Source organism: Streptomyces sp. NPDC015171 (assembly GCF_043079545.1).
Classification (GTDB): Bacteria; Actinomycetota; Actinomycetes; order Streptomycetales; family Streptomycetaceae; genus Streptomyces.
Genome location: NZ_JBIBUO010000022.1, coordinates 13,796 through 36,955, shown reverse-complemented (window position 1 = coordinate 36,955; position 23,160 = coordinate 13,796). Strand labels below are relative to the sequence as shown.

General features: G+C 70.5%; 22 protein-coding genes and 3 pseudogenes. 9 read left to right on the top strand and 16 right to left on the bottom strand.

The window, feature by feature from the left end; translation table 11 throughout:
* Nucleotides 1–106: 106 nt before the first annotated feature.
* The 6 genes from ACF073_RS36545 to ACF073_RS36520 form a co-directional block, all read right to left on the bottom strand.
* Complete coding sequence (locus ACF073_RS36545) at nucleotides 107–1,834, bottom strand: PP2C family protein-serine/threonine phosphatase (protein ID WP_392075803.1); 1,728 nt, start codon at nucleotides 1,832–1,834, stop codon at nucleotides 107–109.
* The gene (locus tag ACF073_RS36540) at nucleotides 1,831–2,877 is read right to left on the bottom strand and encodes a SpoIIE family protein phosphatase (protein WP_392075802.1); all 1,047 of its coding nucleotides are present in this window, start codon (nucleotides 2,875–2,877) and stop codon (nucleotides 1,831–1,833) included. The genes ACF073_RS36545 and ACF073_RS36540 overlap by 4 nt, the downstream gene beginning before the upstream one ends.
* Entirely contained in the window at nucleotides 2,874–3,323 is a 450-nt protein-coding gene (locus tag ACF073_RS36535) for an anti-sigma regulatory factor (RefSeq protein WP_392075801.1), read from the bottom strand. The genes ACF073_RS36540 and ACF073_RS36535 overlap by 4 nt, the downstream gene beginning before the upstream one ends.
* Nucleotides 3,320–3,736: an STAS domain-containing protein gene (locus ACF073_RS36530; RefSeq protein ID WP_392075800.1), complete on the bottom strand. Its 417-nt coding sequence runs from the start codon at nucleotides 3,734–3,736 to the stop codon at nucleotides 3,320–3,322. The genes ACF073_RS36535 and ACF073_RS36530 overlap by 4 nt, the downstream gene beginning before the upstream one ends.
* Nucleotides 3,733–4,620: an STAS domain-containing protein gene (locus ACF073_RS36525; protein ID WP_392075799.1), complete on the bottom strand. Its 888-nt coding sequence runs from the start codon at nucleotides 4,618–4,620 to the stop codon at nucleotides 3,733–3,735. Before ACF073_RS36525 ends, ACF073_RS36530 begins: the two co-directional genes overlap by 4 nt.
* Before the next feature lie 144 nt (nucleotides 4,621–4,764).
* Entirely contained in the window at nucleotides 4,765–5,925 is a 1,161-nt protein-coding gene (locus ACF073_RS36520; RefSeq protein ID WP_392075798.1) for a PP2C family protein-serine/threonine phosphatase, read from the bottom strand.
* Between the two features lie 150 nt (nucleotides 5,926–6,075).
* On the opposite strand from ACF073_RS36520, the gene ACF073_RS36515 reads away from it, so the two are divergent.
* A complete protein-coding gene (locus tag ACF073_RS36515) occupies nucleotides 6,076–6,561 on the top strand; it encodes a MarR family winged helix-turn-helix transcriptional regulator (protein ID WP_392075797.1) in 486 nt (161 codons plus the stop codon).
* 376 nt (nucleotides 6,562–6,937) lie between these two features.
* On the opposite strand, the gene ACF073_RS36510 is transcribed toward ACF073_RS36515, so the two are convergent.
* Nucleotides 6,938–7,384, bottom strand: a complete 447-nt coding sequence (locus tag ACF073_RS36510) for an ATP-binding protein (protein ID WP_392075796.1) — start codon at nucleotides 7,382–7,384, stop codon at nucleotides 6,938–6,940.
* A 295-nt stretch (nucleotides 7,385–7,679) separates the two neighbouring features.
* On the opposite strand from ACF073_RS36510, the gene ACF073_RS36505 reads away from it, so the two are divergent.
* Both ACF073_RS36505 and ACF073_RS36500 read left to right on the top strand, forming a co-directional pair.
* The gene (locus ACF073_RS36505; RefSeq protein WP_392075795.1) at nucleotides 7,680–8,111 is read left to right on the top strand and encodes a transposase; all 432 of its coding nucleotides are present in this window, start codon (nucleotides 7,680–7,682) and stop codon (nucleotides 8,109–8,111) included.
* Nucleotides 8,096–8,413, top strand: a pseudogene (locus ACF073_RS36500) (IS5/IS1182 family transposase); the annotation flags it as partial. The gene ACF073_RS36505 and the pseudogene ACF073_RS36500, both read left to right, overlap by 16 nt.
* Before the next feature lie 111 nt (nucleotides 8,414–8,524).
* On the opposite strand, the gene ACF073_RS36495 reads toward ACF073_RS36500, so the two are convergent.
* Nucleotides 8,525–8,992, bottom strand: coding sequence for a hypothetical protein (locus ACF073_RS36495; protein WP_392075855.1), 468 nt, complete (start codon nucleotides 8,990–8,992; stop codon nucleotides 8,525–8,527).
* Between the two features lie 328 nt (nucleotides 8,993–9,320).
* Between ACF073_RS36495 and ACF073_RS36490 the strand changes: the two are divergent.
* Nucleotides 9,321–9,522, top strand: a pseudogene (locus ACF073_RS36490) (transposase); the annotation flags it as partial.
* 64 nt (nucleotides 9,523–9,586) lie between these two features.
* On the opposite strand, the gene ACF073_RS36485 reads toward ACF073_RS36490, so the two are convergent.
* A complete protein-coding gene (locus ACF073_RS36485) occupies nucleotides 9,587–10,048 on the bottom strand; it encodes a hypothetical protein (RefSeq protein ID WP_392075794.1) in 462 nt (153 codons plus the stop codon).
* A 930-nt stretch (nucleotides 10,049–10,978) separates the two neighbouring features.
* On the opposite strand from ACF073_RS36485, the pseudogene ACF073_RS36480 reads away from it, so the two are divergent.
* Nucleotides 10,979–11,827: pseudogene (locus ACF073_RS36480) on the top strand (IS5 family transposase).
* On the opposite strand, the gene ACF073_RS36475 reads toward ACF073_RS36480, so the two are convergent.
* The 5 genes from ACF073_RS36475 to ACF073_RS36455 all read right to left on the bottom strand — a co-directional run bounded on the left by ACF073_RS36475 (nucleotide 11,824) and on the right by ACF073_RS36455 (nucleotide 14,601).
* Nucleotides 11,824–12,690, bottom strand: a complete 867-nt coding sequence (locus ACF073_RS36475; RefSeq protein ID WP_392075793.1) for an ASCH domain-containing protein — start codon at nucleotides 12,688–12,690, stop codon at nucleotides 11,824–11,826. The pseudogene ACF073_RS36480 and the gene ACF073_RS36475 sit on opposite strands and share 4 nt — an antisense overlap.
* Nucleotides 12,691–12,732: 42 nt before the next feature.
* Nucleotides 12,733–12,969 carry a hypothetical protein gene (locus ACF073_RS36470; RefSeq protein ID WP_392075792.1) on the bottom strand — a complete coding sequence of 79 codons (237 nt, stop codon included), beginning with the start codon at nucleotides 12,967–12,969 and terminating at the stop codon, nucleotides 12,733–12,735.
* A gap of 211 nt (nucleotides 12,970–13,180) precedes the next feature.
* On the bottom strand, nucleotides 13,181–13,618 hold the full coding sequence (locus ACF073_RS36465) for a DUF2267 domain-containing protein (protein WP_392075791.1): 438 nt from the start codon (nucleotides 13,616–13,618) through the stop codon (nucleotides 13,181–13,183).
* Nucleotides 13,619–13,673: 55 nt separating this feature from the next.
* Nucleotides 13,674–14,069 carry a DUF2267 domain-containing protein gene (locus ACF073_RS36460; RefSeq protein WP_392075790.1) on the bottom strand — a complete coding sequence of 132 codons (396 nt, stop codon included), beginning with the start codon at nucleotides 14,067–14,069 and terminating at the stop codon, nucleotides 13,674–13,676.
* 100 nt (nucleotides 14,070–14,169) lie between these two features.
* The gene (locus tag ACF073_RS36455) at nucleotides 14,170–14,601 is read right to left on the bottom strand and encodes an Hsp20/alpha crystallin family protein (RefSeq protein WP_392075789.1); all 432 of its coding nucleotides are present in this window, start codon (nucleotides 14,599–14,601) and stop codon (nucleotides 14,170–14,172) included.
* Nucleotides 14,602–14,729: 128 nt separating this feature from the next.
* Here ACF073_RS36455 and ACF073_RS36450 point away from each other — a divergent pair, with 128 nt between their 5' ends.
* From ACF073_RS36450 to ACF073_RS36435, 4 genes are all read left to right on the top strand, one after another.
* Nucleotides 14,730–15,362 (top strand): type III effector protein, encoded by a 633-nt coding sequence (locus tag ACF073_RS36450; protein ID WP_392075788.1) that lies wholly within the window; start codon nucleotides 14,730–14,732, stop codon nucleotides 15,360–15,362.
* A 303-nt stretch (nucleotides 15,363–15,665) separates the two neighbouring features.
* Nucleotides 15,666–15,794: a hypothetical protein gene (locus ACF073_RS36445; protein WP_392075787.1), complete on the top strand. Its 129-nt coding sequence runs from the start codon at nucleotides 15,666–15,668 to the stop codon at nucleotides 15,792–15,794.
* Between the two features lie 153 nt (nucleotides 15,795–15,947).
* A complete protein-coding gene (locus tag ACF073_RS36440; RefSeq protein ID WP_392075786.1) occupies nucleotides 15,948–16,988 on the top strand; it encodes a hypothetical protein in 1,041 nt (346 codons plus the stop codon).
* A gap of 361 nt (nucleotides 16,989–17,349) precedes the next feature.
* Nucleotides 17,350–18,177 (top strand): restriction endonuclease, encoded by an 828-nt coding sequence (locus ACF073_RS36435; RefSeq protein WP_392075785.1) that lies wholly within the window; start codon nucleotides 17,350–17,352, stop codon nucleotides 18,175–18,177.
* A gap of 1,126 nt (nucleotides 18,178–19,303) precedes the next feature.
* Here the strand turns inward: ACF073_RS36435 and ACF073_RS36430 are convergent.
* Together ACF073_RS36430 and ACF073_RS36425 are read right to left on the bottom strand one after the other, a co-directional pair.
* The gene (locus tag ACF073_RS36430) at nucleotides 19,304–21,274 is read right to left on the bottom strand and encodes an acyl-CoA dehydrogenase (RefSeq protein WP_392075784.1); all 1,971 of its coding nucleotides are present in this window, start codon (nucleotides 21,272–21,274) and stop codon (nucleotides 19,304–19,306) included.
* Nucleotides 21,275–21,686: 412 nt separating this feature from the next.
* A complete protein-coding gene (locus tag ACF073_RS36425) occupies nucleotides 21,687–23,129 on the bottom strand; it encodes a PLP-dependent aminotransferase family protein (protein WP_392075783.1) in 1,443 nt (480 codons plus the stop codon).
* Nucleotides 23,130–23,160: the final 31 nt, after the last annotated feature.

The following is a 23,160-nucleotide window of genomic DNA, read 5'->3' as shown; positions in this document are numbered from 1 at the left end:
CGGACGGCGGTGCTGCCTCACCGGCCGTCCGTGCAGTGAGGAGATCGGTCCCTCCCGACGGCTCGCGACCGGACGGCACCCTCTGCCTTCCTCGCGGGCGCTGGGTTCACTCAGGTTTCGGGCGTGCGGGTGCAACCGTACGGCACAGGAGCAGACAGACGTCGTCGTCTCGTTCGGAGTCGTGCACCAGAGGTTTGAGCAACGACTCGGCGCACCCGTCCAAGTCCTCCACCGCGGATTCGTCCAGGTCGGCCAGGGTCCGTTCGAGCAGCTCGATCCCCGGGTCGATGCCGTGTGCCCGCCGCTCCACGAGACCGTCGGTGTAGAGGACCAGGGTCGAGCCGGCCGGCAGTACGGCCGTGTGGTCCTCGTACTCGTAGGGCAGGGGGACTCCGAGCATCACGCCGGGGCGGGTGTCCAGCACGCGCACGCCGCCGTCCGGTGCCCGGACCATGGCCGGAGGGTGCCCGGCGGCGGCCCATACGACATGGGGATCGCCGGGCCTGAAGCGGGCGACCACGGCGGTCGCGTAGAGATTCGGCTGCTGGTGGCGCAGCATGCGGTGCAGGAGGGTCAGGATCCGGGCGGGGCTGTCGTTGTCGACCGCGTAGGCGCGCAGGGCGGTGCGCAGTTGGCCCATGATGACGGCAGCGCGCAGCCCGTGTCCGGTGACGTCTCCCACCACTGTGATCAGACTGCCGTCCGGTTGAGGGAAGGCGTCGTACCAGTCGCCGCCGATGTTGAGCCCCCGGGTCGCGGGCAGGTAGCGGGCCGTCATGCGCAGCCCCTCGGCGGGGGGCAGATCGGTGAGTTGAGCGCGTTGCAGAGCTTCGGCGGTGTCCCGGTGCTGTTCGTAGCGGCGGGCGTTCTCCAGGGCGATGGCGGCCCGTCGGGTGAGTTCGACCAGCATCACGCTGGTGTCCTCGTCGAAGCGGTCGCCGGGTGCGGTCAGTGTCAGCACGCCCGAGGTGCGGCGCGCGGTGAGGGGGATGGACAGCAGCGGCCGGTCCGGGGACAGCGCCGAGGGCGGAAGGTCGTCGATTCCGGGGAACGCGCCCGGGTACGCTCCGGCGTGCTGTGGACGGTCGCAACGCGCGGCGGCGACCGCGGCGGCGGAGCGGGCCCCGTTCGTGCTGGCCGATTCGTCGAAGAGCCATACGTCGACCTGGCTGGCGTACTCGGGAACGAGCAGCTCGGGCAGGCAACGCACGATTTCCTCCTGGTCGAGGGACGCGGTCACCGCCGCGCTGGCGTCGGCGAGGAAGGTCAGCAGGCGCCGTGCCTTCTCCGCCTGGCCACGTGCCGTTCGTTCGGCATCGAGCAGGTCCCGCTGGTTTCGTGCGGCGGCGTCCAGCTCCGCGTGCAGCGCCATCACACCGCGGTTGGTCTGGTGCAATTCCTCACGGTGCAGCCGGAGCTGTTCCTCCGTCTCGTCCAGGTGACGCAGGACCGCTGCGACCTCCTCGTCCGCCGCCAGGATCGCTTCCGCGTCAGCGGTTTCGTGCGGGGCCGCCGACCGGGGCGTGTTCCGGGGCAGGGGGCCGGGACAGGCGAGGGTGAGCCGCCAGGACGGTGTGCGATCAGGCCCGGGTGAGACGGGCTCCGATACGGCCCGCAAGCGCAGGGCCCCGTCGGACGCGGACGACTCCACGGTCAGGGTGAGTTCCGTGCCGCCTCGGGCCAGCTCCTCGCGCAGGCGCGTGGTGAGCCCGGTGAGGAAACGGGCCTGTTCGACCGGGGGCACGCCCAGTGCGGCCGTGAGACGGGCTGCGAAGATCCGGGCCCGGGCGGCATCGGCGGTCGAGGTGATCTTCCGGATGTCCGGCGGGATCACGGGCGCCGGACCGGGCGGTCGGAGGTCAGCACGGCTACACAGGTGTCGTCTCGTACGGGGCTGGCGGCGCTGCTGGCATCCCGGAGGATGGTGGCGGCGATCGCTGCCGGGGCGTGGACCAGGAGGTCGGCGTCGTCAGGCGGTGCCCACCGGCTGGGCAGTCCGTCGCTGTGCAGGACGAGCAGGCTGCCCGGCCGCCAGGGCAGCCGGCGTACGGGTACGGCCGCCGGGTAGTGGGCGCCGACGATGCCGGGGTGGGAGATGAGGTGCTGCCATGAACCGGCGGTGTGCAGGCGGGCGCCTATGTTGCCGACCCCGGCGAAATCGAGCTCCCCGTTGTCCGTGTCCACTTGCGCGACGGCGACCGCCGCCCCGCGGGTGGGCCGCAGGGCCGTGTGCAGGTGTCGCAGGATCTCCGCGGCCGGCAGGTGAGCGACACGGTGCAGTTCGTCGACCGCGGTGCTGGACGCCTGGGCGGCCTTGGCTCCGTGACCGAGGCCGTCGGCGAGCATCAGGGTCGAACGGGAGCCCGACCGGGCGCAGCTCCAGGCGTCTCCGGAGTGTTCGGCCTGGGCGAAGGGAATGTTGATTCCTCCGGCGGAGACGGCGGAGCGGGTCTCCTCCTGACCGGCGCGCTGATCGACGCGGGCGACCGCGACGGTGCCGCGTGGGGTGCTGTACAGGTCGAACGCGCTGGAGATGCGCAGGCAGGTTCCCAGCCCCGCGCCGAGCGACGCCTCGCTGGTGGTGTAGCCGTCCCGCATGGCGAGGACGACGTCGAGGATGCCTGGCCCGTGGTCGAGGGCGGCGAGCTGTACCGACGTACCGCGGTCGCCGGTTCCCGGGCGATCGTCGATGTCGATCAGCAGACGGCCGCCGTCGGCGTGCTTGAGCAGGTTGGTCGCCAGCTCGGTTGCGACCAGGGCCGCGACCGCGGTGCGCTGGGCGTCGAGTCGGGCATGGGCGCTGGCCTCCTCGGCGGCCACGCGGGCGTCCCGCACTCGGGTGGAGTCATGCACCGGAATGGTCCAGACCTGTGTCATCGGGTCCCCTGACGAGTGCCCGGTACGCCGGCGGCCCAGGCGATGAGGGTGACTTCGGTCCCCTCGCCGGGCGTGGTGTCGATGGAGAACTCGTCCACCAGACGCTTGGCACCGCTGAGACCCAGTCCCAGGCCGCCCGCGGTGGTGTAGCCGTCACTCATCGCCAACTCGAGGTCGCGGATGCCGGGGCCGTTGTCGGTGAAGGACAGTTGCAGGCCGGGCGTCGTCCCCTTGACCAGCGGGGTGATCTTCGCGTGCCCGCCCCCGCCGTGGACCAGGGTGTTCCGGGCCAGTTCGCTGGCCGCGGTGACGAGCTTCGTCTGCTGCACAAGCCCGAACCCCATCTCGGCGGCGAACTGCCGCACCTGGTGGCGCACCCATGCGAGATCCGCGTCCGAGCCGATCGGGCAGGTCGTCGCGGTGGCGGGATCGGATGCCGATGTCACGCGCACCCCGCACGGGTGGTGCCCGGAGCGCCGGTGGAGGCATCGTGCCGGAGCAGTTCGAGAGCGCGGTCGACGTCCAGGGCGGTCACCATTCCGGGCAGGGTCAGCCCGAGTTCGACCAGCGTGATCGCGACAGCGGGCCGCATCCCGCACAGAACGGTACGAGCAGCCAGAAGGTGGGCGTTGGCCGCGATCTCGGCGATGATCCGGCCCAGGAACGAGTCGACGATCTCGATGCCGGAGACGTCGATCACCACACCGCCGGCCTCGGTGCGGGCGACGCGGTCAGCGATGTCCTGCTGCAGTCGTTCCGCCACGCTGTCGTGCAGTTCCCCCTGGAGGGAGACCAGCAGGATGTCCCCCAGTGCCAGGACCGGCACCGCGGCCGGCATACCCGGTACGGAGGTGGTCATCGCGAGGTCACACCGCCCGCGCGGGGGATCTCGATGCCCTGGTCGCTGAGCGCGTAGGCCAGGGCGTCGGCGAGAGAGCTGCGCGTGAGCACCGAGCTCAGGTCGATACCGAGCTGGACGATGGTCTGGGCGATGGCCGGACGGATACCGGAGACGATGCATTCGGCGCCCATCAGGCGTGCCGCGGCGACCGTCTTCATCAGGTGCTGCGCGACGAGCGAGTCGACGGTGGGCACGCCCGTGATGTCGAGGATCGCATAGCGCGCCCGCTGGTCCACGATGGCCTCCAGCAGCGACTCCACGACCACTTGGCTGCGGGCGCTGTCCAGCGTGCCGATCAGCGGCACGGCGATGATGCCTTCCCACAGATTGATCACGGGGGTGGCCACTTCGAGCAGTTGCTGGCGCTGCCGCGCGATCAGTTCCTCGCCGGCACTGACCGTCGTCTCCATGATCACCAGGCTCAGCGTGCCCATCAGGACCGTGAGAGCCAGCAGGATCTCCTGCGCCTCGTCCGACGAGTCGCGGACCTCGCCGCGCAGCAGCTCGGCGGTCGTCACCCGCAGACCGGCCGTCTCCTCCGCGATCTGGGCCGGGCTGTATCCGCTGCGGGCACGGGAAGCGGCCATACGCCCCATCTGTTCCCGGGCCGAGTCGAACCCCGGGGCCGCCAAATTCTCCAGCCGACCGGTCGAGGCCACGTCCGCCAAGGCGTCGACGACGGTTTTGCACGCCTCCACCGCCTCGTCGCGGGAGACGGTGAAGACCGTCCTGAAGAGAGGCGCGTCCGCCCATCGCTGGGCGATCTGCTCCCGCCGGCGCTCCAGAAACGCGGCCAGTTCCCGCGCCGCCCACTCGACTGCCGCCTGCTCCGACACTTGCATCGTCTCCCTTCACAACAGGCCGTTGCGCCAGGACCGACACAACCAGGTCAATTATTGTCACATGACAAGCATTGGCACCGCACATGCGGCGGAAGCGACACAGCATCGCCACATCACCGCTCCCGATCTCAACCCGCGGCCCGCTCAGCGTCCCCGCCAGTCCAGACAGACCACCAGGGCGTCGTCCTGCGGAACCGACTGCCCGCGATGCCCGGTCAGCTCGCGCAGGATGGCACGCGGCACCTCGGCCGCCGGCAGCAGACGCGTGGACATGATCGCCCGCTCCAGAGCGGCGTCCCCGTACGCCTCGCCCTTGGGGGAGGCGACCGCGTGCACCCCGTCGCTGACGAACACGAGCCGATCACCGGGCTCCGCCTGGAAGTCCTGGACCACGTAGTCGGTCTCCTCGAACATTCCCAGCGGAAGCTGCGCCTCGAAGGTTACGCGCTCGACCACGCCGTCACGCAGCCGCAGCAACTGCGGAGAGCCCGCGTCCACGACCTTCGCCCGGCCCGTCGCGAGTTCGAAGTCGAACATCAGCACCGAGATGTAGCAGCGTCCCTGGTAGTGGGCGTACACCGCCTGGTCGGCCAGAGCGGCCTGGTCGTCTATCGCGATGCCGGCCCTCCGGGCGTTGCGCAGCGCGTTGATGCCGAGGTTCGTCAGCAGGGAGGCTTCGATTCCCTCCCCCATGCCGTTGGTGACATAGAGCATCAGGTTGTCCGCCGTGACGGACCAGTCGAAGTTGTCCCCGTAGATCGCGTACGCCGGCTCCAGTTGCGCGCCGAGGTCGTACTCGGGCCGGGAGCAGGAGCGGCCGGGCAGGAGATGCCACTGCATCTCAGCGGCCAGGGTCAGGCGGTCCTTGCGCCTGGCCCGCAGATATACGTCCGTGTCACGCTCGGCCACGATCACTTCGTGCCCGAGGACCTCGGCGATGTCCGCGAGCTCGTCCACACGCTCGCGGGCGTCCTCCCTGTCCGGCAGGGTGACCGACAGCACGCCCAGCCGGTCCCCGCGCACGGTGACGGGCAGATGTACCCGCACGCCACCGCCACGGATCCCCTCCGTGAACGGTTTCTGTGCACCGAAGGCACGGCCCGCGGGGCTGCTGTGCAACGACACCGGCTCCGCGGTGTGAGGGAGTACCGACACCGGCTGCAGTACCGTGAGGCCGTAGTCGGCGAGGTACAGGTCGACGGACCGCGCCGCGTACTCCGCCTCGAGCACGCGGCGCACGGCGTCGAGCAACTCGTGCGGGGCCGCCGTGCGCAGAGCACGCTCCGCGGTCACAAATCTGTTCACGATCGTAAATACACCTATCCTTCGACGGGTACACGGACCTCGCCCGGGCGACGAGGCCGCCCGGGTCGGGGCACGCCGGGCCGTCCGAACCATCCCTTGCCGCTACAGGCACCTAGTACGCTGACAGGCGTCCCAGGTGCCTGCGAGAGTGTGACGGTGACTGTCTTCCGCCCCTGCCCCGAGCCCGTCGAAGTCGCGCGTGCGACCTCGACGGCCGTGGAGTTGCTGGAAGTCCTGTGGGGCCGGACCTCGACGGCACCGGCCTCTCCATCCCAGATGCGCGTACTCCTGATGCTCGAACACCAGGACGGCATCAATCTACGCACCCTCGCCGACTCGCTCGCCTCCACGCCCCCGTCGACCAGCCGCCTCTGCGACCGGCTGGTGGCCGCCGGTCTCGTCGAGCGCATGGTCAGCCCCGCCGACCGGCGCGAGGTGCGGCTGCACCTCAGCAGTCGCGGTCGTGTGGTCCTCGAAGACCTGCGTGCGCGCCGGGAGGCGGAGCTGCGGGCGGTGCTCGAGCTGATGCCCGCACCCAAGCGTGCGGCGCTGCTGGAGGGGCTGGAGGCGTTCCGCGACTCAGCCGCACTGCGGATACCCGGCAAGGCCTCGCACGCCAAGGACCAGACAGCCTGATCACAGGGCCGGACCACCGCTCGGCGCGCTCCGAAGCGTGGACGGCCGGCCCACGGAGCGACTTCCGCCCACCGGAACATGCCAGATCCTTCCCCGCTCGGTGTGACTCCGACACTTTGTTGCCTGAAGGCCATAGTTGTCAAACGACAACAGTTGCCGGATGGCATCGTTCCGGGCACGTCGACGCCTGCGGCGAGGGTGAATTTTTCCCATTCCGACGAAGAGCCATGCACGCGCTGCTGCTGCCAGGACGACTGTGGACTGCGATGACGGGCATATGCCAGGTCGCCGATCACATGCGCCCGCGCCCGCGGCTCGCCCGGAGTTCCCCTTTGTCAGGGGCGCACACGCCGACGCTCTCCGCCCTGGCGTTGCCCTAGTCGTGGGGCCGGCCCAGGCGGAGGCGGGCTGTGACGTGCTTGCCGGTGCTGGTCGTGGTGACGTTGAGGCGGCCGCAAAGCTGCTGGACGAGGTACAGGCCGTGTCCGCCGAGACGGCGCGGATCGTGCGGCCTGGGTTCGGGCCGGTGACCGGGTGAGCTGTCGCTGACGGTGATGCGCAGCAGAGTCCGGTCCGGTGTGACGTCGAGGATGAGTCGGCCTGGTCCGGGTGCGTGGCGCACGGCGTTGGTGACCAGTTCGCTGACGACGAGCTGGGCGTCCTGACCCGGCCGGCCATCGGGCGGGTGCCCGGCCTCGTCCAGCAGGGCGCGTACGGCGTGCCGTGCTGCGGCGGTCGGGGTATCGGTTGTGGTCCAGGTGGTGGTGTACCGCAGAGGTACTGCGGCTTTGTGTCCGTGTGGCTCGCTCAGTGGAGTGACCATAGATCCGTCCTGTGCCGGGCTCCTCATCGGGTGATTGTGTAAAGGGCTGGGTTCTTTCACGTACCCGGTGTCGTCCAGGTCATGAGGGGTTTCTGGTCCCAGCCGATCGAGAGGGGGCCGGTGCCGGCGATGGTGAGGTGCCCGAGTGTGCAGCTCAGGGGCAGGAGCGGAGCCGGTGGGCAGGGCGGACGCGGCGGGCCCAGGAGGCAGAAGATACGGGTGTCAGTGGTGTGCCGGCGGTGGGCGTTTAGGGTCTGTTGCGAGAGTGGATCTTGTTCGTTGATGATCAAGCCCTGTGGGACGTAGGGATCTGACGAGCGGCCAGTGGGCCCGACTTGAGCCGTTGCTGCCGACGGGCTTCAAGCCAGGTCGGGCGCGGGTGTGGACGAGGCGGCAGCTGATAGACGGCATACGGCGGCGGACTCGAACCGGCACGCCCCGGCGTGACGTGCCCGAACGTCATGGGCCGTGGGACCAGGTCTATGACCTGTTCCGCCGCCGGCAGTGGCGGGACGGTACCAGGACGGGGATCCTCACCCCGCTTCAGGCCGAGACGGATGCCAGCGGTCTGATCACCTGGGTCGTCACCGTCGACGCCACCGCCTGCCGGGCCCACCAGCACGCCGCCGGAGCGGCGAAGGAGGGGGGCCTTCAGGAGGAATCGCCCAGTGGGATTCGTCGAGCCGGCTGGCCAGCCATGGCCTTGGACGCTTGCGGGGCGGACTGACCAGCAAAATCCATCTCGCAGTCGAGCAGGGGCAGGCGCCCCTGTCCGTCGTGATCAGGGCCGGGCAGGGGGGCGACTTTCCGCAATTCGAAGCGGTCCCGGAAGCCATCCGAGCTCCGAGGCTGGGCCTCGGCAGACCGCGCGAGCGCCCGGACCGGGTGCGGGCCGGCACGGCATACGACTTCCGCGGCAATCGCTTCTACCTGCGCAGACGCGGGATCAAGCCCACCATCCCGGTTCCGGCGGACCGGGTCCGCAACCGCCTCAGGCGTGGATCGCGCGGCGGCCGGCCGCCAAAGTTCGACAAGGACGACTGCAAGCAGCGGCACGCGGTCGAGTGCGGGATCACCCGGCTCAAGCGCCACCGGGCGGTGCCCACGAGTGGACGTGACCAGCACATCCACAACACGCCCTTAGGCCGGTTCGGTCGAGTGACTTTGCAGGTCACCCGACCGACGGCGCCGAGCGTAGGCGATCGTGAGGGCGGCGACGAGTGGCCCCCAGGCCAGCAGCGGGGCATAGCAGACATCCATGATCACGCCCGCTGTCCCTTGGGGGAAGTCGGGGTTGTCCAGCGGCCCTCTTGGCACCAGGGTGACCGCCGCGCACAGCGCCATCACGGCTATGGCGCCCATCGCAGCGGGTATGACCACCGCCAGTGACGGGATGCGGCGGCCGCCCCACCGCGGAATCCAGAGCGGGACCCGCTCGCCCCAGGGCTTCACCAGCCCCAGCGTCAGGCAAGCGGCTGCCTGTGAGGCCACCGAAAGGATCAGCACGTAGACCATGATCGACGTGCCCTTGTACAGCGAACCGAGTGGGCCGGTGAAGCCGACGTCGACCCCGAACCCGAGTAAGAGCCGCCATACACACGAGGGCACTGTGCACAGGACGGTCGCCCAAGCCAGCTGGACTGCCCACCGAGGGGCAGCAGTGCGGGCCTGGGGCGACGGGTACGCGGTGGCCATCACAAGCTCCGGTGTAGTGAGGTGAGAAGTCCCACTGAGGATGTCGCCACCCGGCCACCGCCGGCATCGTCCCGTCGGCCGGACCACCTCCGCCACACGGAGGAGCCTGCCGGGGCAACAGCTCGGCCTCCGGTATGAAGCAGCGGTACGCGTCGGAGCACCAACGAGCTGCCGCGACGGCCACTTTCGCAACACGCCCTGTAGGGCGTGTCTCTTTCATCGTTTGGTCAGTTGATCGGATGTGTGTGTCCGGTTAGTGATCGCTGATGCGATGTGGGGCCGGAACGAGCCGCTGAATGCCGGCCGACCCGGTCCGTGGCCAGCGGAGGGCCGATCAGCGCCGAACCGTGGAGGCCATCGCGTGGAAGTACCGAACCTGCTCGCCTTGGCGGGACCTGTCCGACGAGGTCGGCTTGTACCAGACCGCCCACAAGCAGCTGATAACTCCACCTTCGCCGCCATCCTCATCTAGGTTCGGCTGTGATGATCAGATGAAGGGACGGCATTTCAGTCGTAGAAGAAGAGCTCAAGGTCCTCGATGGACCCAGGTCCGGTGAGGAAACCCTCGGCCTTCGCGATCTCGGCTTCTGGCGGCAGTTCGCCCTTCAGGAGCTGCCGCATCCAGATTTCCCCCTGCTCGCCGACCGCGTAGATGCCGGACAGCAGCTCGGACATGCCAGCAGGGTGTGACGGGATGCGTCCGGCGACCGGTTGGAGCACCCAACCGCCTGACCAGGCCGCGAGCCGCAGCACCCCGGCCCAGTTCGCGATCCTCCCTATGCGTATGTGCCACGAGTCCTCGGTGAACGGGGCCATCCGCCCACCGTGGAGAGGGTTGGTGGCGGCAGCGATGTCCTTGATGACTTGCCGTTCCACGGCGTCACGGACCCAGCGTCCTTCCTGCGCCTCTTCGATGGCGGCCTCCCACCACGTCCACCCGCCGTCGAGTCGGTCCGCGAATGTGTCCATGTGGACAGGGTTCCATGCGCGCTGCCGCAAGCATTCAGGGGATGCCGATCAGTAGATCGACTCATCGACAAGGGGACAGGCTCTAGGACCAGCGCACCGCCGACATCGCGCGCTCAGCGGTACCGCTCCCCGAGACGGTCACCCCTCTGCCGGAGGAACTGGAGAAGGAGATCGGGAGACTGGCGAAGGACTCCCCCCTCGCGGCCGTCCGGGCCGTCCGCCGCCTGGAGATCCTCGCCACCGATTCCGGGTATCGGGCCGCCCGGGATGCCGCGCGCGCCAGGCGCCGGAGCCGGCGGCCGCCGGCTCCGGCGGTGATGTGCTGCAGGGCCAGGTGGACAGCACTAGGCCCGCATCACGATCACGGGCGGGTCTACTTGAGGCGTCTCCAGCGGATGAGGCCGCAGGCAAGGGAGACGAAGGCGTCGTGCAGGTCGAGGCGTCGTTCCCAGCGCACGGCCAGGCGTTTGAAGTGGTGCAACGCGAGAAGGTCTGCTCGACGACGTCACGCAGACCCGGGTCCAGTCGAATGCGTCGGCCACGTGCTGCTCGGCGAGCAGGAGACGGTGCGGCTTCTCGAAGACGCCGGCCTCGTGCCACCGGCCCAGCCGGCGCCAGCACGTCTGCCCAGAGCCGAACCCTAGCCCCAGCGGCAGCAGTTGCCAGCTGACATAGTGGTAGAGCACGACCAGGGTGCCCTTTGCAGGCACAACCGGTCGTCAACCGGCTTGGGAACGGGAGCCCGCAGCGGCCAAGGCGGCAGCAACGGCTCGATCAGTGCCCACAGTTCCTCGCCTACGATCCACGGCCGGTTCCTCACCCCCCACGAACGGCGGAATCGGTCCGCTGGTCACGCCCGACCAGCACACCTCAACAAGATCGTGTTATGAGCTCTAACAACGGCTAACACAATGAGGTGGATCGATGCTGATGGCCGTGTCCGGGGGGGAGTTGAGCGTTCGGCCTGGCGTGGGGACATCGCCGTGGATCGTGCCGGATGAACTGTGGGACCGCCTGGAACCGCTGCTGCCACAGCGTGAACGGCGCTTTCGGTACCCGGGCCGCAAGCCGCTGCCGGACCGTGAGGTGTTGTGCGGGATCCTCTACGTGCTGCACACCGGCATCCAGTGGGAGTACCTCCCGAAGGAGCTGGGCTTCGGCTCGGGCATGACCTGCTGGCGGCGCCTTCGGGACTGGAACGAGGCCGGCGTCTGGCAGCGGCTGCACGAGGTGCTGCTGGCCGGACTGAACGCGGCCTCGCGGCTGGACTGGTCCCGCCGCGTGGTCGACTCGTCCCACGTCAGAGCCCTAAAAGGGGGCAACACACGGGCCCGTCGCCGGTCGACCGGGGCCGGGCCGGCTCGAAGCATCACCTGATCACCGACGGACACGGCACCCCGCTCGCGGTCCTGCTGACCGGCGGCAACCGCAACGACGTCACCCAGCTCCTGCCCCTGCTCGACGCGATCCCGCCCGTCCGCGGCCGTGTCGGACGACCGCGCCGCAAACCCGACTCGCTATTCGCCGACCGGCTACGACCACGACGTCTACCGCGACCGGGTCCGCGAGCGCGGCATCGTGCCAGCCATCGCCCGCCGTGGCACCCGACACGGCACCGGGCTGGGTACCTACCGCTGGGTGATCGAGCGGAGCTTCGCATGGCTGCACGGCTTCCGACGCCTGCGAATCCGCTGGGAACGTAGGGCCGACATCCACGAAGAGCTCCTCAAACTCGCCTGCTGCCTGATCACCCACCGACAACTCAGCTCATTGTGCTAGCCGTTGTAAGCGGCGCCCTTCTTGTCGTTGACCTGGAAGGTGATGACGTCGACTTCGTCGGTTCCCGACAGATGTGGATAGTGGCCCTTGAGGGCTTCCCGGAGTTCGGCTGCGGTCGTCAGCCCCTCAGCTTGGGCGTCCTGGTCGGTGAGGTTGCTGACCAGGCACTGCCTGATATCGGTCACCTCTGCCGACAGGACGACTTCAGGGTCGCTCTCAAACACCAGCCGTGCCGGGCCGAGCTGCGTCGGGTCCCGGAAGCGGGTGGTCTTGGTCTTGGTACCGGAGCTGACGACCTCGAGATAGCGAGGGTTGAACCGAATGATTGGGGGACCGGCCGTATCGGGGTCTTGGTAGAGCGATGGGTCGAGACCGTTCATTCCCGCCTCCGGGGTCCATCGCTGGGCCAGCGGCATCAGGTCGGCCGCGAGCACGGACGTGAGCCCCGCGGGGGTGGGCACGATGACGCGCATGGCGGGGTAGTAGTCCACGAAGACCTGCCGATCGCGCCCGCACGGGCCGATGACCCCGCGCCCGTGGTTTCCCACGGCGACGATGCAGCGCATCTGGCGGGCACCCTGGGCCCGCGCAGCTCCCAGAGCCACGAGTTCGGCGCAGGGCCCGCCGGTGAAGTGGTAGAGGTTCACGCCGGCGAACATCCGGTAATCGGCGGCCATGACTGCGGCGCCCACCGTGTGGATCCCGTCTTCATCGGGCCCGGCGTCGGTATGCGCGTCTATGGTGCGACGTGCCAGCTCCACGAGCTCACGCTCATCATCATCGAGAGCTCGTGCAGATGACGGGACGTACACCTTTTTGACCTTCCCTTCCTTCAGCAGCCGCCCAAGAGCATGCCACGCCACGCAGGCGGGCTCCACAGGGTTTCAGCTTGTCCTGGCTGGGCCCTATGGCAGGCCCTGTGACCTGTGGAAAGAGGATGTGGCCAGCAGGGCGCGCACCGCCGCCTCCCGCCCCTCGGCCAGGTCCACGAGCCGGTGCGCACGGCGTTCCCGGGGCGGGGCGGCGACCGCCGCCGGGTGCATGTCCAGGGCGACGGCCACCCCCTCGGGGCCCTCAGCGAGCTGGACGCGAGCGGCCAGCCGGTACAGCGCGCAGATGGCCGCACCGAACGCCGTCCACACGGCGTTGGCCCCGCTCTCGGCGCGAGCTGGGCGGCGTGCTCGTCGGACTGATCCAGGATCGCGGGCACCGCACGAGCGGCCGAGGCAGCCTCTCGGGTGTTGGCTGGGGCTGGGGTCGGGGTCCCGGCCAGGACGGCGACGCGTCGGGGGCGCAAGTGCGGCCGGCGACGCAGTGGTTCGTCGCGCCCGCCCCGAGTGCGCATGCCGCCGTCTACGCGGCCGGGGCGAGTTCGGCGCGGCCGAACAGCAGGGCGTAGCCGGTGGGGAGCTGGTGGAGGATACGGGTGATCAGATCGGAGCCGACGTAGGCGGCGACGGCGGAGAAGACGGAGCCGGTGTCCCAGCGGGTGGTGGCCAGGGAGGCGCCGGTGCGAGCGGCGAGGTCCTTGACGAAGGACCAGCCGGTCAGCGGCTGGTGGTCGGGGATCTGCGCGGTCAGTACGCGTGCGGCTTCCCAGGGCAGGCAGCCGGCCAGGTCGACGCGTTCGTCGCCGGTCAGCTGGCGCCCCAGTCCGGCAAGAACCAGGCGGACGGCTTCGTCGGCTCTCTCGAGGGCGGGGTAGGCGCCCTCGTAGCGGACCTTCTCCAGCATCTGCTCGTACGCCGTCCCGTACGACTGCCGGGACGGTGCGTGCCGGTCGGAGATCACGGGGGTGGATGCCTTTCTTGCTGTGGCCGGTGTTCGGGCACCGGGGACGGGATGGTCAGGTGGGCTGGGGGCGGCCGAAGAGCAGGTCGTAGCCGACGGGGAGCTGGAGCAGGATCTGGCCCAGCAGGTCGTCGCCGGCGGCGTCGGCGACGGTCGACAGCACGGCACTGACGTCCCAGGCCGCGGTCTGCTCGGTGGCGCCTTCGATCCACGCGGCGGTTGCGCGGACGAACCGCTCCGGGGGCAGCGGCTCGGCGCTCTGCAGCGGGTTGAGCAGGATCAGGGCGAAGGCCTCCGGCAGGCACGCCGCGAGCTGGGCGCGGACGTCGCCGACCAGATGCGCGCCGAGGAGGGCGAGTACCACACGGGCCGCACGCTCGGCTTCCTCCCCGGAGTCGTACTCGCCGCGTTCCTTCACGTGACCGAGGAACGCTTCGCGTCGCAGAGTCATCTCGGCTGCCACCCCTTCTTCTTCGGACTGCCCGCAGGGGTGCGGAGAGCGGGGTGAGGGGGAGATCAGGTGCCCGCCCTCCGCACACGTCCGGCCGGTGTCAGCCGGAGATCTCCTTGTGGCTGGATCCGACGCCGATGGAGATCTTGCGGGGCTTGGCGCGCTCGGCGATCGGGATGCGCAGAGTGAGCACGCCCGCGTCGTAGTCGGCCTGGATGTGCTCGGTGTCGAGGGTGTCGGCGAGCACGATCTGGCGGGAGAAGACGCCCAGCGGCCGCTCGGACAGCTCCATCTGCACGTTGTCGGTCTTCGCCACCGGCCGCCGCTCGGCCTTGACGGTGAGCATGTTCCGCTCGACGTCGATGTCGATCGAGTCCGCGGTGACGCCCGGAAGGTCGAAGGCCACCACATACTCGTCGCCCTCGCGGTAGGCGTCCATCGGCATCGCCGACGGGCGGGACCAGGTCCCCGGTCCCATCAGCTGCTGCGTCAGCCGGTCCAGCTCACGGAAGGGGTCAGTGCGCATCAACATCGTGAAAACACCTCCAGCAGGTTCAGGCAGTTGCTGCCAATGCGCCTCACTGACACCGTTGTAACATGTCATCCAATGGATGACAAACATGGTGTCGTCTACCTGATGACAACAAGAGGGAGGTGTCCGTGACCGCAGCCGACCAGCCGTCCACGACCAGCACGAATGCCGACAGCCCGGCGTCGTTCCTCGCCGCCGCGGCGGCCCTGCGCGCCATAGACGACGCCCTGCGCGTCGCCAAGCGAGAGTCCCCGGACACCCCGGACGCACCTGGTCCCGGGCCGGAGCAGGCGCTGGCCTCCCTCATGCTGCTGCGGCAGGTGCGCGAGCAGCTCGCCGGATGGGAGACCGGCCTGATCGAAACCGCCCGTGGCGCGGGGGCCAGCTGGGCCGACCTCGCCCAGCCCCTCGGCGTCGCCAGCCGCCAGGCCGCCGAACGCCGCTACCTGCGCGGCCGCCCCGGTCCCGCCGGAACCACTGGCGAACAACGCGTCCAGGCCACCCGCGAACGCCGCGCCGCTGAACGCACCAACGCCCACTGGGCCCGCCGCAACGCAGCCGACCTGCGCCGCATCGCCGGCCAGATCACCGCCCTCACCGACCTGCCCGCCACGGCCCGCCTCCCGCTCAGCCAGCTCCACGCGGCCCTTGCCTGCGACGATCCCGCCGAGCTCATCCGCCCCCTCAACGCCACCCGCCCCCACCTGACCACCACCCACCCCGACCTCGCTGCACAACTCGACACCCTCCTACACCCCTGAGCCCACCCGTTCCGACTCTCTGGTCCGCTCCTGCTCGGGCCCCGGGCCGTGGTGGCATGCCCAGGTCCGCACTGGTTTGTCGCCGCGGCGCGGTGAGCCGGGGCGCGCTTGCTGGGAACCCCAGGGTGAGCCGAGCCCTTCGACCTCAACTAGAAATGCCCGGTGCTGGTTCTGCTCCCGGACAAGGCGGACGGCCAGGCGTGCTGTTGCATACACGCGTGATGGACTGGGCGCACTTGGAAGACGTCTTCGGGGCGGCCAAGCAGATACCCCAGCTCCTGGCTCGGGTCGAACAGGGGGCCGATGACGTCACCTGGCAGGAACTCAGCGATCGCCTCTGCACTGCCCCCGCTCGACGAGGCCCAAGCCCTGCGGGAGACCGCACAGGAGCTGTTCACCGACCTGGTGAACCAGTTCGGCCTCGACCTGTAGGCGCCCGGCACGGCAGGTCTCTGAACCGCAGTGCCCGACCTCGGCTGAGACGCTGAGAGCCGATGCCTCTCACTCAAGCCCAGGCATTCGTGTCTCGGGATCGCCCTGGTGCGCGTGCAGCCGGCCGGAGAGGCGATCGTAGACTCGTGCGCCGTGGAAGAGATCTTCAGGCTCGGAGAGATCAGCTGCCCATCGGGGGCCCTGGTCATCGTTGACGGCGGTCATCTGGGAGTGTGGAGCGGTGAGCGGTCGCCGGCGGAGATCGATCCTGCTCTCCTTGGCGTTGACGACCCGGTGATGGCTGCCGAAGTGCTCAACTCGGTCGACTTTGCCGTGGTCGGCCCGGATGCCTCGGCAGCGGTCCGGGGCTTCGACCGGCAGCCAGGCCCGATGCTGCACGACATCCCTGCCTCCCGGGTAGCGGAGCTTCAGACGATGTTCGAAGCGCACTGCCGGGCCGCTGGCCTGGATGCCTGTCTGGAGGCGGTGCCGGGCCGCGAACCGCATGCCCAACGCGTACGCCGGGCTGCCGCTGAGGGCGGCGGCAGCTTCCTGATGTTCGGGGTGCCCGTCGTCGCGGTGGGCGGGGTACCCCGTGACCGTCATCTGCCGGTGCTGGCTTCGCGGGTCGGCTTCGGCGACGGTGCCGGGCGGCGCTGGTCAGAGATAGCGGTTCGGATGAGCGACGCCCCAGCGGAGTCATCCGTGCTGCTGGGTGACGTCGGCGTCGACTGGGCCCGGGTGCTCTTCGGCGATGCCGATGCCCTGAATTCCTGGAAGCACGACGAGCCTGTGGACGGTTTGGCCGACGTCGCGTTCTGGGGTGCTGCCGCGGAGGAAGCCGCCGCGGTGTTCGCAGCACCGGAACTGGGCGAACCCGGCGAGGACGGTGTCCACGGGTGGACTGGGCTGGGGGTGGCGGAGGCGATGGAGAAGGCTCGCGCTGTGCAGAGCTGGAAGGACGAGACCGGGCGCCGCATGATGGTGGACTTCCGGCCTCACTCCCATCACTGGCAGGTCATGCGACAGATTCGCGCCTCTGAAGTCGAGGCCGGAACCGTGGATGTCGGCGACGCCCGACTGCTCTGCGCGATGACGAGCTGGGGCGACGGCTACTTCCCTGTGTCGGCCGACCTGGATGGGTCGGGCGCTGTGGTGGCGGTGCGGGTGAGCTTCTCCGGAGCGACTCCGTAGCCGTTCTGTATCCGTGGAGGCCGCGGCAGGGCGGGGCGTTGACTGGCACTGCCTGGGCCTGAGCGAGACGAGGGCGGCGTGGGCTGCCTCAGTTGGCGATGAGCGTCTGCGGAGAGGAGCGGACGTAGCTGCCCTGGAGGCACCGGCCGATCGAGGCCGACGGCTCGGGCCCCTGGCCTGACGCCCACGCCACGTTCCCGCGCGGATCGCACCGGGGCCGAGGACATCTGGCTCGACAGGCAGCGAGCCCGCGCCTGCCGTCGGGCTGGAAGAGGTATGCACGACGGACCCGATAGAACGGCTGCTGCCTGGGAAGACGCGAATTGATCTTCGTTGACGTCCCAGGGGAGGACACATCACCATGACCGTTCCCACACGTACCCGGCATACCACGCGCCGCTCCCGCCGGTTCGAACTCCGGGCGACAGCCCTCTACTTCGCTCTCCTCGCCGTCATCCTCGCCCTGGTGGGCGCGGCCGCCCGCACCGCGGCCGCGGCCGCGGTGCACCGTCCCTCCTGGGCCGTGGCGCTCGCCCTTGTGGGCGTCGGCGCCGCCATGGCCGGCTTCCGCGGGAAGCGCCGCATATCGGCGGCGAGAATCGCGCGCCGTGCGGCCGAAGCCCTGGACGAAGCCACGCACACGGCGGTCGAAGCGCTCGACGCTCAGCCGCCGGCGCCCGCCGTCGGCCTGGTCCCCGCCGGGGCCGGCGCCGGCGGCGGCAGCCTCGGCACGGATCCCACCGTCCTGCTTCCCGAGACCGTGCCCGAGGCACCCGCGGACACCGTGGAGATCGCCTATGAGGCCCTGGACCCGGACGAGTTCGAACAAGCGGTGGCCGAACTGTGCCGGCGCGACGGCTGTCTCGACGTGGACGTCGTGGGCGGGGCCGGGGACCTGGGCGCCGACGTCGTGGCGAGGACGCCCGACGGGCGCTTGGTCGTCATCCAGTGCAAGCGGTACTGCGACGGCAACCGGGTCGGCTCACAGGACCTGCAGCGCTTCGGCGGCACCTGCTTCACCGTTCACGGCGCTGATGTCGCCATCGTGGTCACCACCAGCGACTTCACCGCCCCCGCGCTCGACTACGCAGAGCAGTGCGGCATCGTGTGCGTCGACGGTCCGCAACTGCAGCGCTGGCAGGAGGATGCGGGACCGCGGCCGTGGGAGGCGCAGCCGTCGGTGGCCTGAGGCGGGTCGTCGCATCGGCGGTTCGATCTCAGGGCCTGCTCGTTCAGCGGGCGGACCAGAGGCGGATGCCCTCGCCGAGGAGGCCGGCGCGGTAGGCCGTGGCACAGCCAGGGCCCAGCCGGCCTCGCGGATTTCCCGGCGCCACCGCAGCCGCGAGCAACAGGCGCCGGGCCCGAGGACGCCACCGGCGTACGCGACCTCTACCGCCCGGTGGGCTGGGTGCGGCGGCGAAGCAGTTCCAACCCCAGGAGGAGCAGCAACTGCTCCCCGGCGTGGTCGAACCGCTCCTGGAGGGTGGGCTCGCTCCAGCAGCGCACTGTCCACGGTCCCGTCCAGGGTGCGACGCGCGGCGCTGAGGGCCTTGATGTGGCCGACGACCGCCTCGACGGTCATCGGCACCCCCGCGGGGCCGAGCGCGCGGACGAGGCCGCCGGCTGCGAACACCGATTCCGGCTCCCTCACGTCCCGCGCGGCGTCCAGCAGCTCCGCCCGCCCGCACACCGTCAGCGCCGTGCCGTTGCCCAGTCCGGTGGTGATCCGTACGAACCGGGCCCGCGCCGTCTCGCCGGCCAGGTGATGCCCGGCCTGATCCAGCAGACCCGCAGCACCCTCGCGCGCCACTGCCTGGCTGCGCTTGCCGCGCCCGACGCAGGTCACCCACGCCCGCTGTGCCTGGCGCGTGGGCACGCAGCCGTCCGACCAGAGCCACATCGCCGGCGGCACCTGCGCCAGCGCACTCAGGTCCGCCACCTGCTGCCGCTTGTCAAGCAGGAGCAGAAGCAGCCGGCGCTGGTTGACGCTGTGCTCGGCCTTTTCCGAACCGCGGTGCCGGGTACGCGGCCGCGGCTGGTCCAGCAGCCCCTTGGCGATCCATTCGTGCATCAGGCCATGGCGACCGGTACACTCTGCGGCCCGCTCGCAGCCCCGCTCCACCGCCCCGGACTCCCGAGACGGACGGAGCCGCTGCGAGGGCACGCACCGCTGCCGACCGTTCCCGAGGACGTCCGGGACGTGCTGGACTCCTGACCGGCCTCGTACAGCGGTGACGGCCGGTCCAAGACCGCTTCGGGCCGGCCCACGCTCCGCCGGAATCCGCGGCGGAGCGGGTGTACGCCCCGGGGGCGCCTCAGTCGGCGGGGCCGACGAGGTCCGGTGCCCGCAGGACGGGGGCCGGGATGCCCCAGGCGTCGACGAGGTCGACGGCGAGGGGGCGCACCCTGCGGCAGAGGTGGTTCACCTCGCGGCTGATCGCCTTGGACCTCTGGACGGTCAGCCGGCCGTGTTCCATGAACCAGGCGCGGTCGGCTTCGATGGTCGAGAGCGCGAACAGGTCGCACAGCAGGCCCAGAGCATCCTTCTCGGCACCTTCGGGAAGAGCGCGCACCTTGTCGACGAAGGCTTCCGTGACCAGTCGTTCGACGTGGGCCCGGGCGAGGGCGATGACGTGGTCCTGGACCTGTGAGAAGACCGCACCGGGTTCGCCCTGCTGGTCTATGCCGCGCTTGATGCGGCGGGCGAGCCCGGCGAGCATGTGCTCCTCGCGGAAGCGGACCATGGCGAGCTGGTACTCAGAGTCGAGCAGTCCGGCTTCCCGGTCCCACGCGTCACCGCCGGGCAGCAGGTCGCGGACGCGTTCGAGGAGCTTGTGCGCCGAGGTCCGCTCGATGACGGTCTCGACGGTGAGGCCGGTGACGTAGCGCACCATGCCGAGCTGGTCGAGGTCCTCGAACTCGCTCGCGTGGTCGGTGAGCAGGCCCTTGGCCACGAGCTGGAGGAGCACGTGGTTGTCGCCCTCGAAGGTGGTGAAGACGTCGCTGTCGCGCTTGAGGGCGGCGAAGCGGTTCACGGCGAGGTAGCCGGCCCCGCCGCACGCCTCGCGGCACTCCTGGACCACTCGGGTGGCGTGCCAGGTGGCGAGCGCCTTGATGCCGGCGGCCCGCGACTCCAGGCGGCGCCGCGCCTGCGGGTCGTCCTCGACGCCGGAGAAGACCTCGTGCAACTGGGCTCGTACGACGTCCTGGGCGAAGTGCAGCGCGTAGGTGCGGGCGAGGAGGGGGAGCAGCCGGCGCTGGTGGAGGCCGTAGTCGAGGAGTACCTGTTCCCCGCTGTCGGGGGACGCCCCGAACTGGCGCCGCCGGTCCGCGTACTTGGTGGCGACCGCCAGTGCCACCTTGGCGACGCCGACACCGGCTCCGGCGACGCTGACCCGGCCCTGTACGAGGGTGCCGAGCATGGTGAAGAAACGTCGGTCGGGGTTCTCGATGGCGCTCTCGTAGGTGCCTTCGGGGGTGACCCGGGCAAAGCGGTCGAGCAGCGCCTCGCGGGGGACGCGTACACCGTCGAAGCGGATGCGGCCGTTGTCGACGCCGTTGAGGCCCATCTTCCGGCCGTCGTCCTCGATGGCGACACCGGGCAGGACCCGGCCGTCGGACCGGAGGGGGACGACGAAGGCGTGGACGCCCTCGGACCGGCCGCCCACCTCCAGCTGGGCGAAGACGACGGCGAGTTCCGCGTGGCGGGCGGCGTTGCCGATGTAGTCCTTGCGGGCCTGCTCGTCGGGGGTGGTGAGGACGAACTCCTGGTTCTCGGGGTCGTAGCGGGCGATGGTGCCGAGCGCCTGGACGTTGGAGCCGTGACCGGTCTCGGTCATGGCGAAGCAGCCCATCAGCTCACCGGTGACGAGGCGGGGCAGGTAGGTCTTGTGGTGGTGGTCGGTACCGAGATGCAGGATGGCTCCGCCGAAGAGCCCGAACTGGACGCCGACCTTCACCAGGACGGAGAGGTCGCCGAACGACAGGGTCTCGAAGGCGGCGATCGACGCGCCGACGTCGTCCCCGCCGCCGTACGCAGCCGGGAAGCCCGTGCCGGTCTGACCGGTCGCGGCCAGCTGGACGACGACATCGCGGACCCTCTCGCGGAACGCGTCGATGCCGAGCTCCTCGGCCTCGTCGAGGACAGCGGCGTGAGTGACCAGGTTGGTCCGGACGAGGTCCCGGATCCCGGCGTACTCGCCGTCGAGGACGGCGGTGAGGGACGGGACGTCGATCTCGGACTGGACCCGGCCGGTGGCGGGGGCGGAGGTGTTCTCGGTGGCCATGCCGCTCCGCTACCCGGAGCCGTGACGATCAACCGGCGCGGCCTCCGCGCCCATCATGGTCGGCGCGGGGCCTCGGGACAGGCGCGCGGTTCCGGACGGATGCCGGGCGCTGTCCCCGGAGGCCGGGGCCACCGTCTCGCGCGGCCGGGCCGCCGTCCTCCGCCGCCTCGAACGCGGCGTCATGACGCGGCGGCGGGCAGGTGACGCAGGAGCCGGGGTGAAGTCGCACAGAGGCAAGCCGAGGAGGTCGGCGACGGCGTTGTTGCCGGCGACCTTGCCGAGGGGGTGGCCTGCCGGCATGCCTGCATGACCGTGCCGCGACGACCGCCGCGACGACCGCGGACCTAACGACCACCGGCACAGAGCCGACCGCTCTGTGCGCTCAACGCCGCGACCGGGCCAGTACGCGCGGTCAGCTCCGGACGCCTGCCTCCGCCACCCGGACGTCGCCGAGGAGGTCACCGACCGCCGCGATCCCCTCCGCGATCGCCCGTTCGGGCACGTCACCGAAGCCGAGAACGAGTTGGGAAGGCTCCGTGCCGCCCGAGGCACGGCACGCGCTCATCCCGTACAAGCCGACCCGGCGGGCGCGCGCCGCCGTGATCACCGTCAACTCGTCCGTTCCGTCCGGCAGATGGGCCACGGCGTGGAACCCCGCCGCGAGGCCGGTCAGGCGCACGCCGGGGGCATGCTCGGCCAAGGCGGCGCGCAACGTCCGGCAGCGGGCCCCGTACAGGGTGCGCATACGGCGCAGATGGCGGTCGTATCGGCCCGATTCGATCAGCCGGGCCAGGGCCAGTTGGTCGAGGGTGGGCGTGCCCCGGTCCGCGCTGCGCTTCGCCTCGGTGAGCGGCGCGGTGAGCGCCGGAGGGCTCAGCAGCCAGCCGATGCGCAGGGCAGGGGCCAGGGACTTGCTGACGGTGCCGATCGAGACCACCCGGTCGGCGGCGAGGCCCTGGAGAGAGCCGACCGGTTCACGGTCGTAGCGGAACTCGGCGTCGTAGTCGTCCTCGATGACGTACGCGTCGCGGCGCCGCGCCCAGGCGAGCAGGGCGTGACGGCGTTCCGGGGCGAGGAGGACACCGGTGGGCCACTGGTGCGCAGGGGTGACGATCACCGCGCGAGCGCCGCTCGCCTCCAGAGCCGCCACGTCGATGCCGCGCGCGTCGACCGGGACGGGGACCGGGGTGAGGCCCGCCGCACGGACGGCCGCGCTCGTCGATGCGGGACTGCCGGGGTCCTCATGTGCGACGGCAAGGACGCCGGCGCGGGCCAGCACCTGGAGGGCCAGCGCCAGCCCCTGGGCGTAGCCGGAGCAGATGAGAGTGCGGTCCGGTTCGGCGGCGGCCGCGCGGACCCGGCGCAGGTAGGCGGCGACGACCCCGCGCAGGTCCAGACTGCCGCGCGGATCTCCGTAGTCGAGGTCGGATGTCGGCATCCGGCGGGCCGCCTCCCTGACCGCCCACAGCCAGTCGGCACGCGGGAACGAGGCCAGGTCGGGCACGCCGTGCCGGAAGTCGGCTATCAGGCGCGAGGGTTGCGCGGTGTCTTCGGCCGACGGCTCGACGGGGGCGGCGAGGGGTGCGCAGGCGGCGACGCGGGTGGCCGAGCCGACCCGGGTGACCAGGTAGCCCTCGGCCTGCAGTTGGGCGTAGCAGTCCTGGATCAGACCGCGGGACAGGCCCAGCGAACGGGCCAGTTCACGCGAGGAGGGAAGGCGTTCGTCCGCGGCGAGGCGGCCACCGCGGATCGCGTCCCGGAGCTGCCGCTCCACCTGGACGCGCAGCTGCTCACCACTGCTCCGGTCGAGGCCCAGCAGCAGCTCGGGCGACAAACCGGCCCACTGTACGGTCATGGAATTGGAGCTTACCGGCGATCCGGTCACT

Bases quoted from the DNA above. Each gene is read 5' to 3' on its own strand.
- ACF073_RS36455 (WP_392075789.1), bottom strand. From the start codon at position 14,601: ATGTTGATGCGCACTGACCCCTTCCGTGAGCTGGACCGGCTGACGCAG.
- ACF073_RS36510 (WP_392075796.1), bottom strand. From the start codon at position 7,384: ATGGTCACTCCACTGAGCGAGCCACACGGACACAAAGCCGCAGTACCT.
- ACF073_RS36435 (WP_392075785.1), top strand. From the start codon at position 17,350: ATGACCGTTCCCACACGTACCCGGCATACCACGCGCCGCTCCCGCCGG.
- ACF073_RS36485 (WP_392075794.1), bottom strand. From the start codon at position 10,048: ATGGACACATTCGCGGACCGACTCGACGGCGGGTGGACGTGGTGGGAG.
- ACF073_RS36460 (WP_392075790.1), bottom strand. From the start codon at position 14,069: ATGACTCTGCGACGCGAAGCGTTCCTCGGTCACGTGAAGGAACGCGGC.
- ACF073_RS36445 (WP_392075787.1), top strand. From the start codon at position 15,666: ATGACGTCACCTGGCAGGAACTCAGCGATCGCCTCTGCACTGCCCCCG.
- ACF073_RS36540 (WP_392075802.1), bottom strand. From the start codon at position 2,877: ATGACACAGGTCTGGACCATTCCGGTGCATGACTCCACCCGAGTGCGG.
- ACF073_RS36530 (WP_392075800.1), bottom strand. From the start codon at position 3,736: ATGACCACCTCCGTACCGGGTATGCCGGCCGCGGTGCCGGTCCTGGCA.
- ACF073_RS36430 (WP_392075784.1), bottom strand. From the start codon at position 21,274: ATGGCCACCGAGAACACCTCCGCCCCCGCCACCGGCCGGGTCCAGTCC.
- ACF073_RS36525 (WP_392075799.1), bottom strand. From the start codon at position 4,620: ATGCAAGTGTCGGAGCAGGCGGCAGTCGAGTGGGCGGCGCGGGAACTG.
- ACF073_RS36425 (WP_392075783.1), bottom strand. From the start codon at position 23,129: ATGACCGTACAGTGGGCCGGTTTGTCGCCCGAGCTGCTGCTGGGCCTC.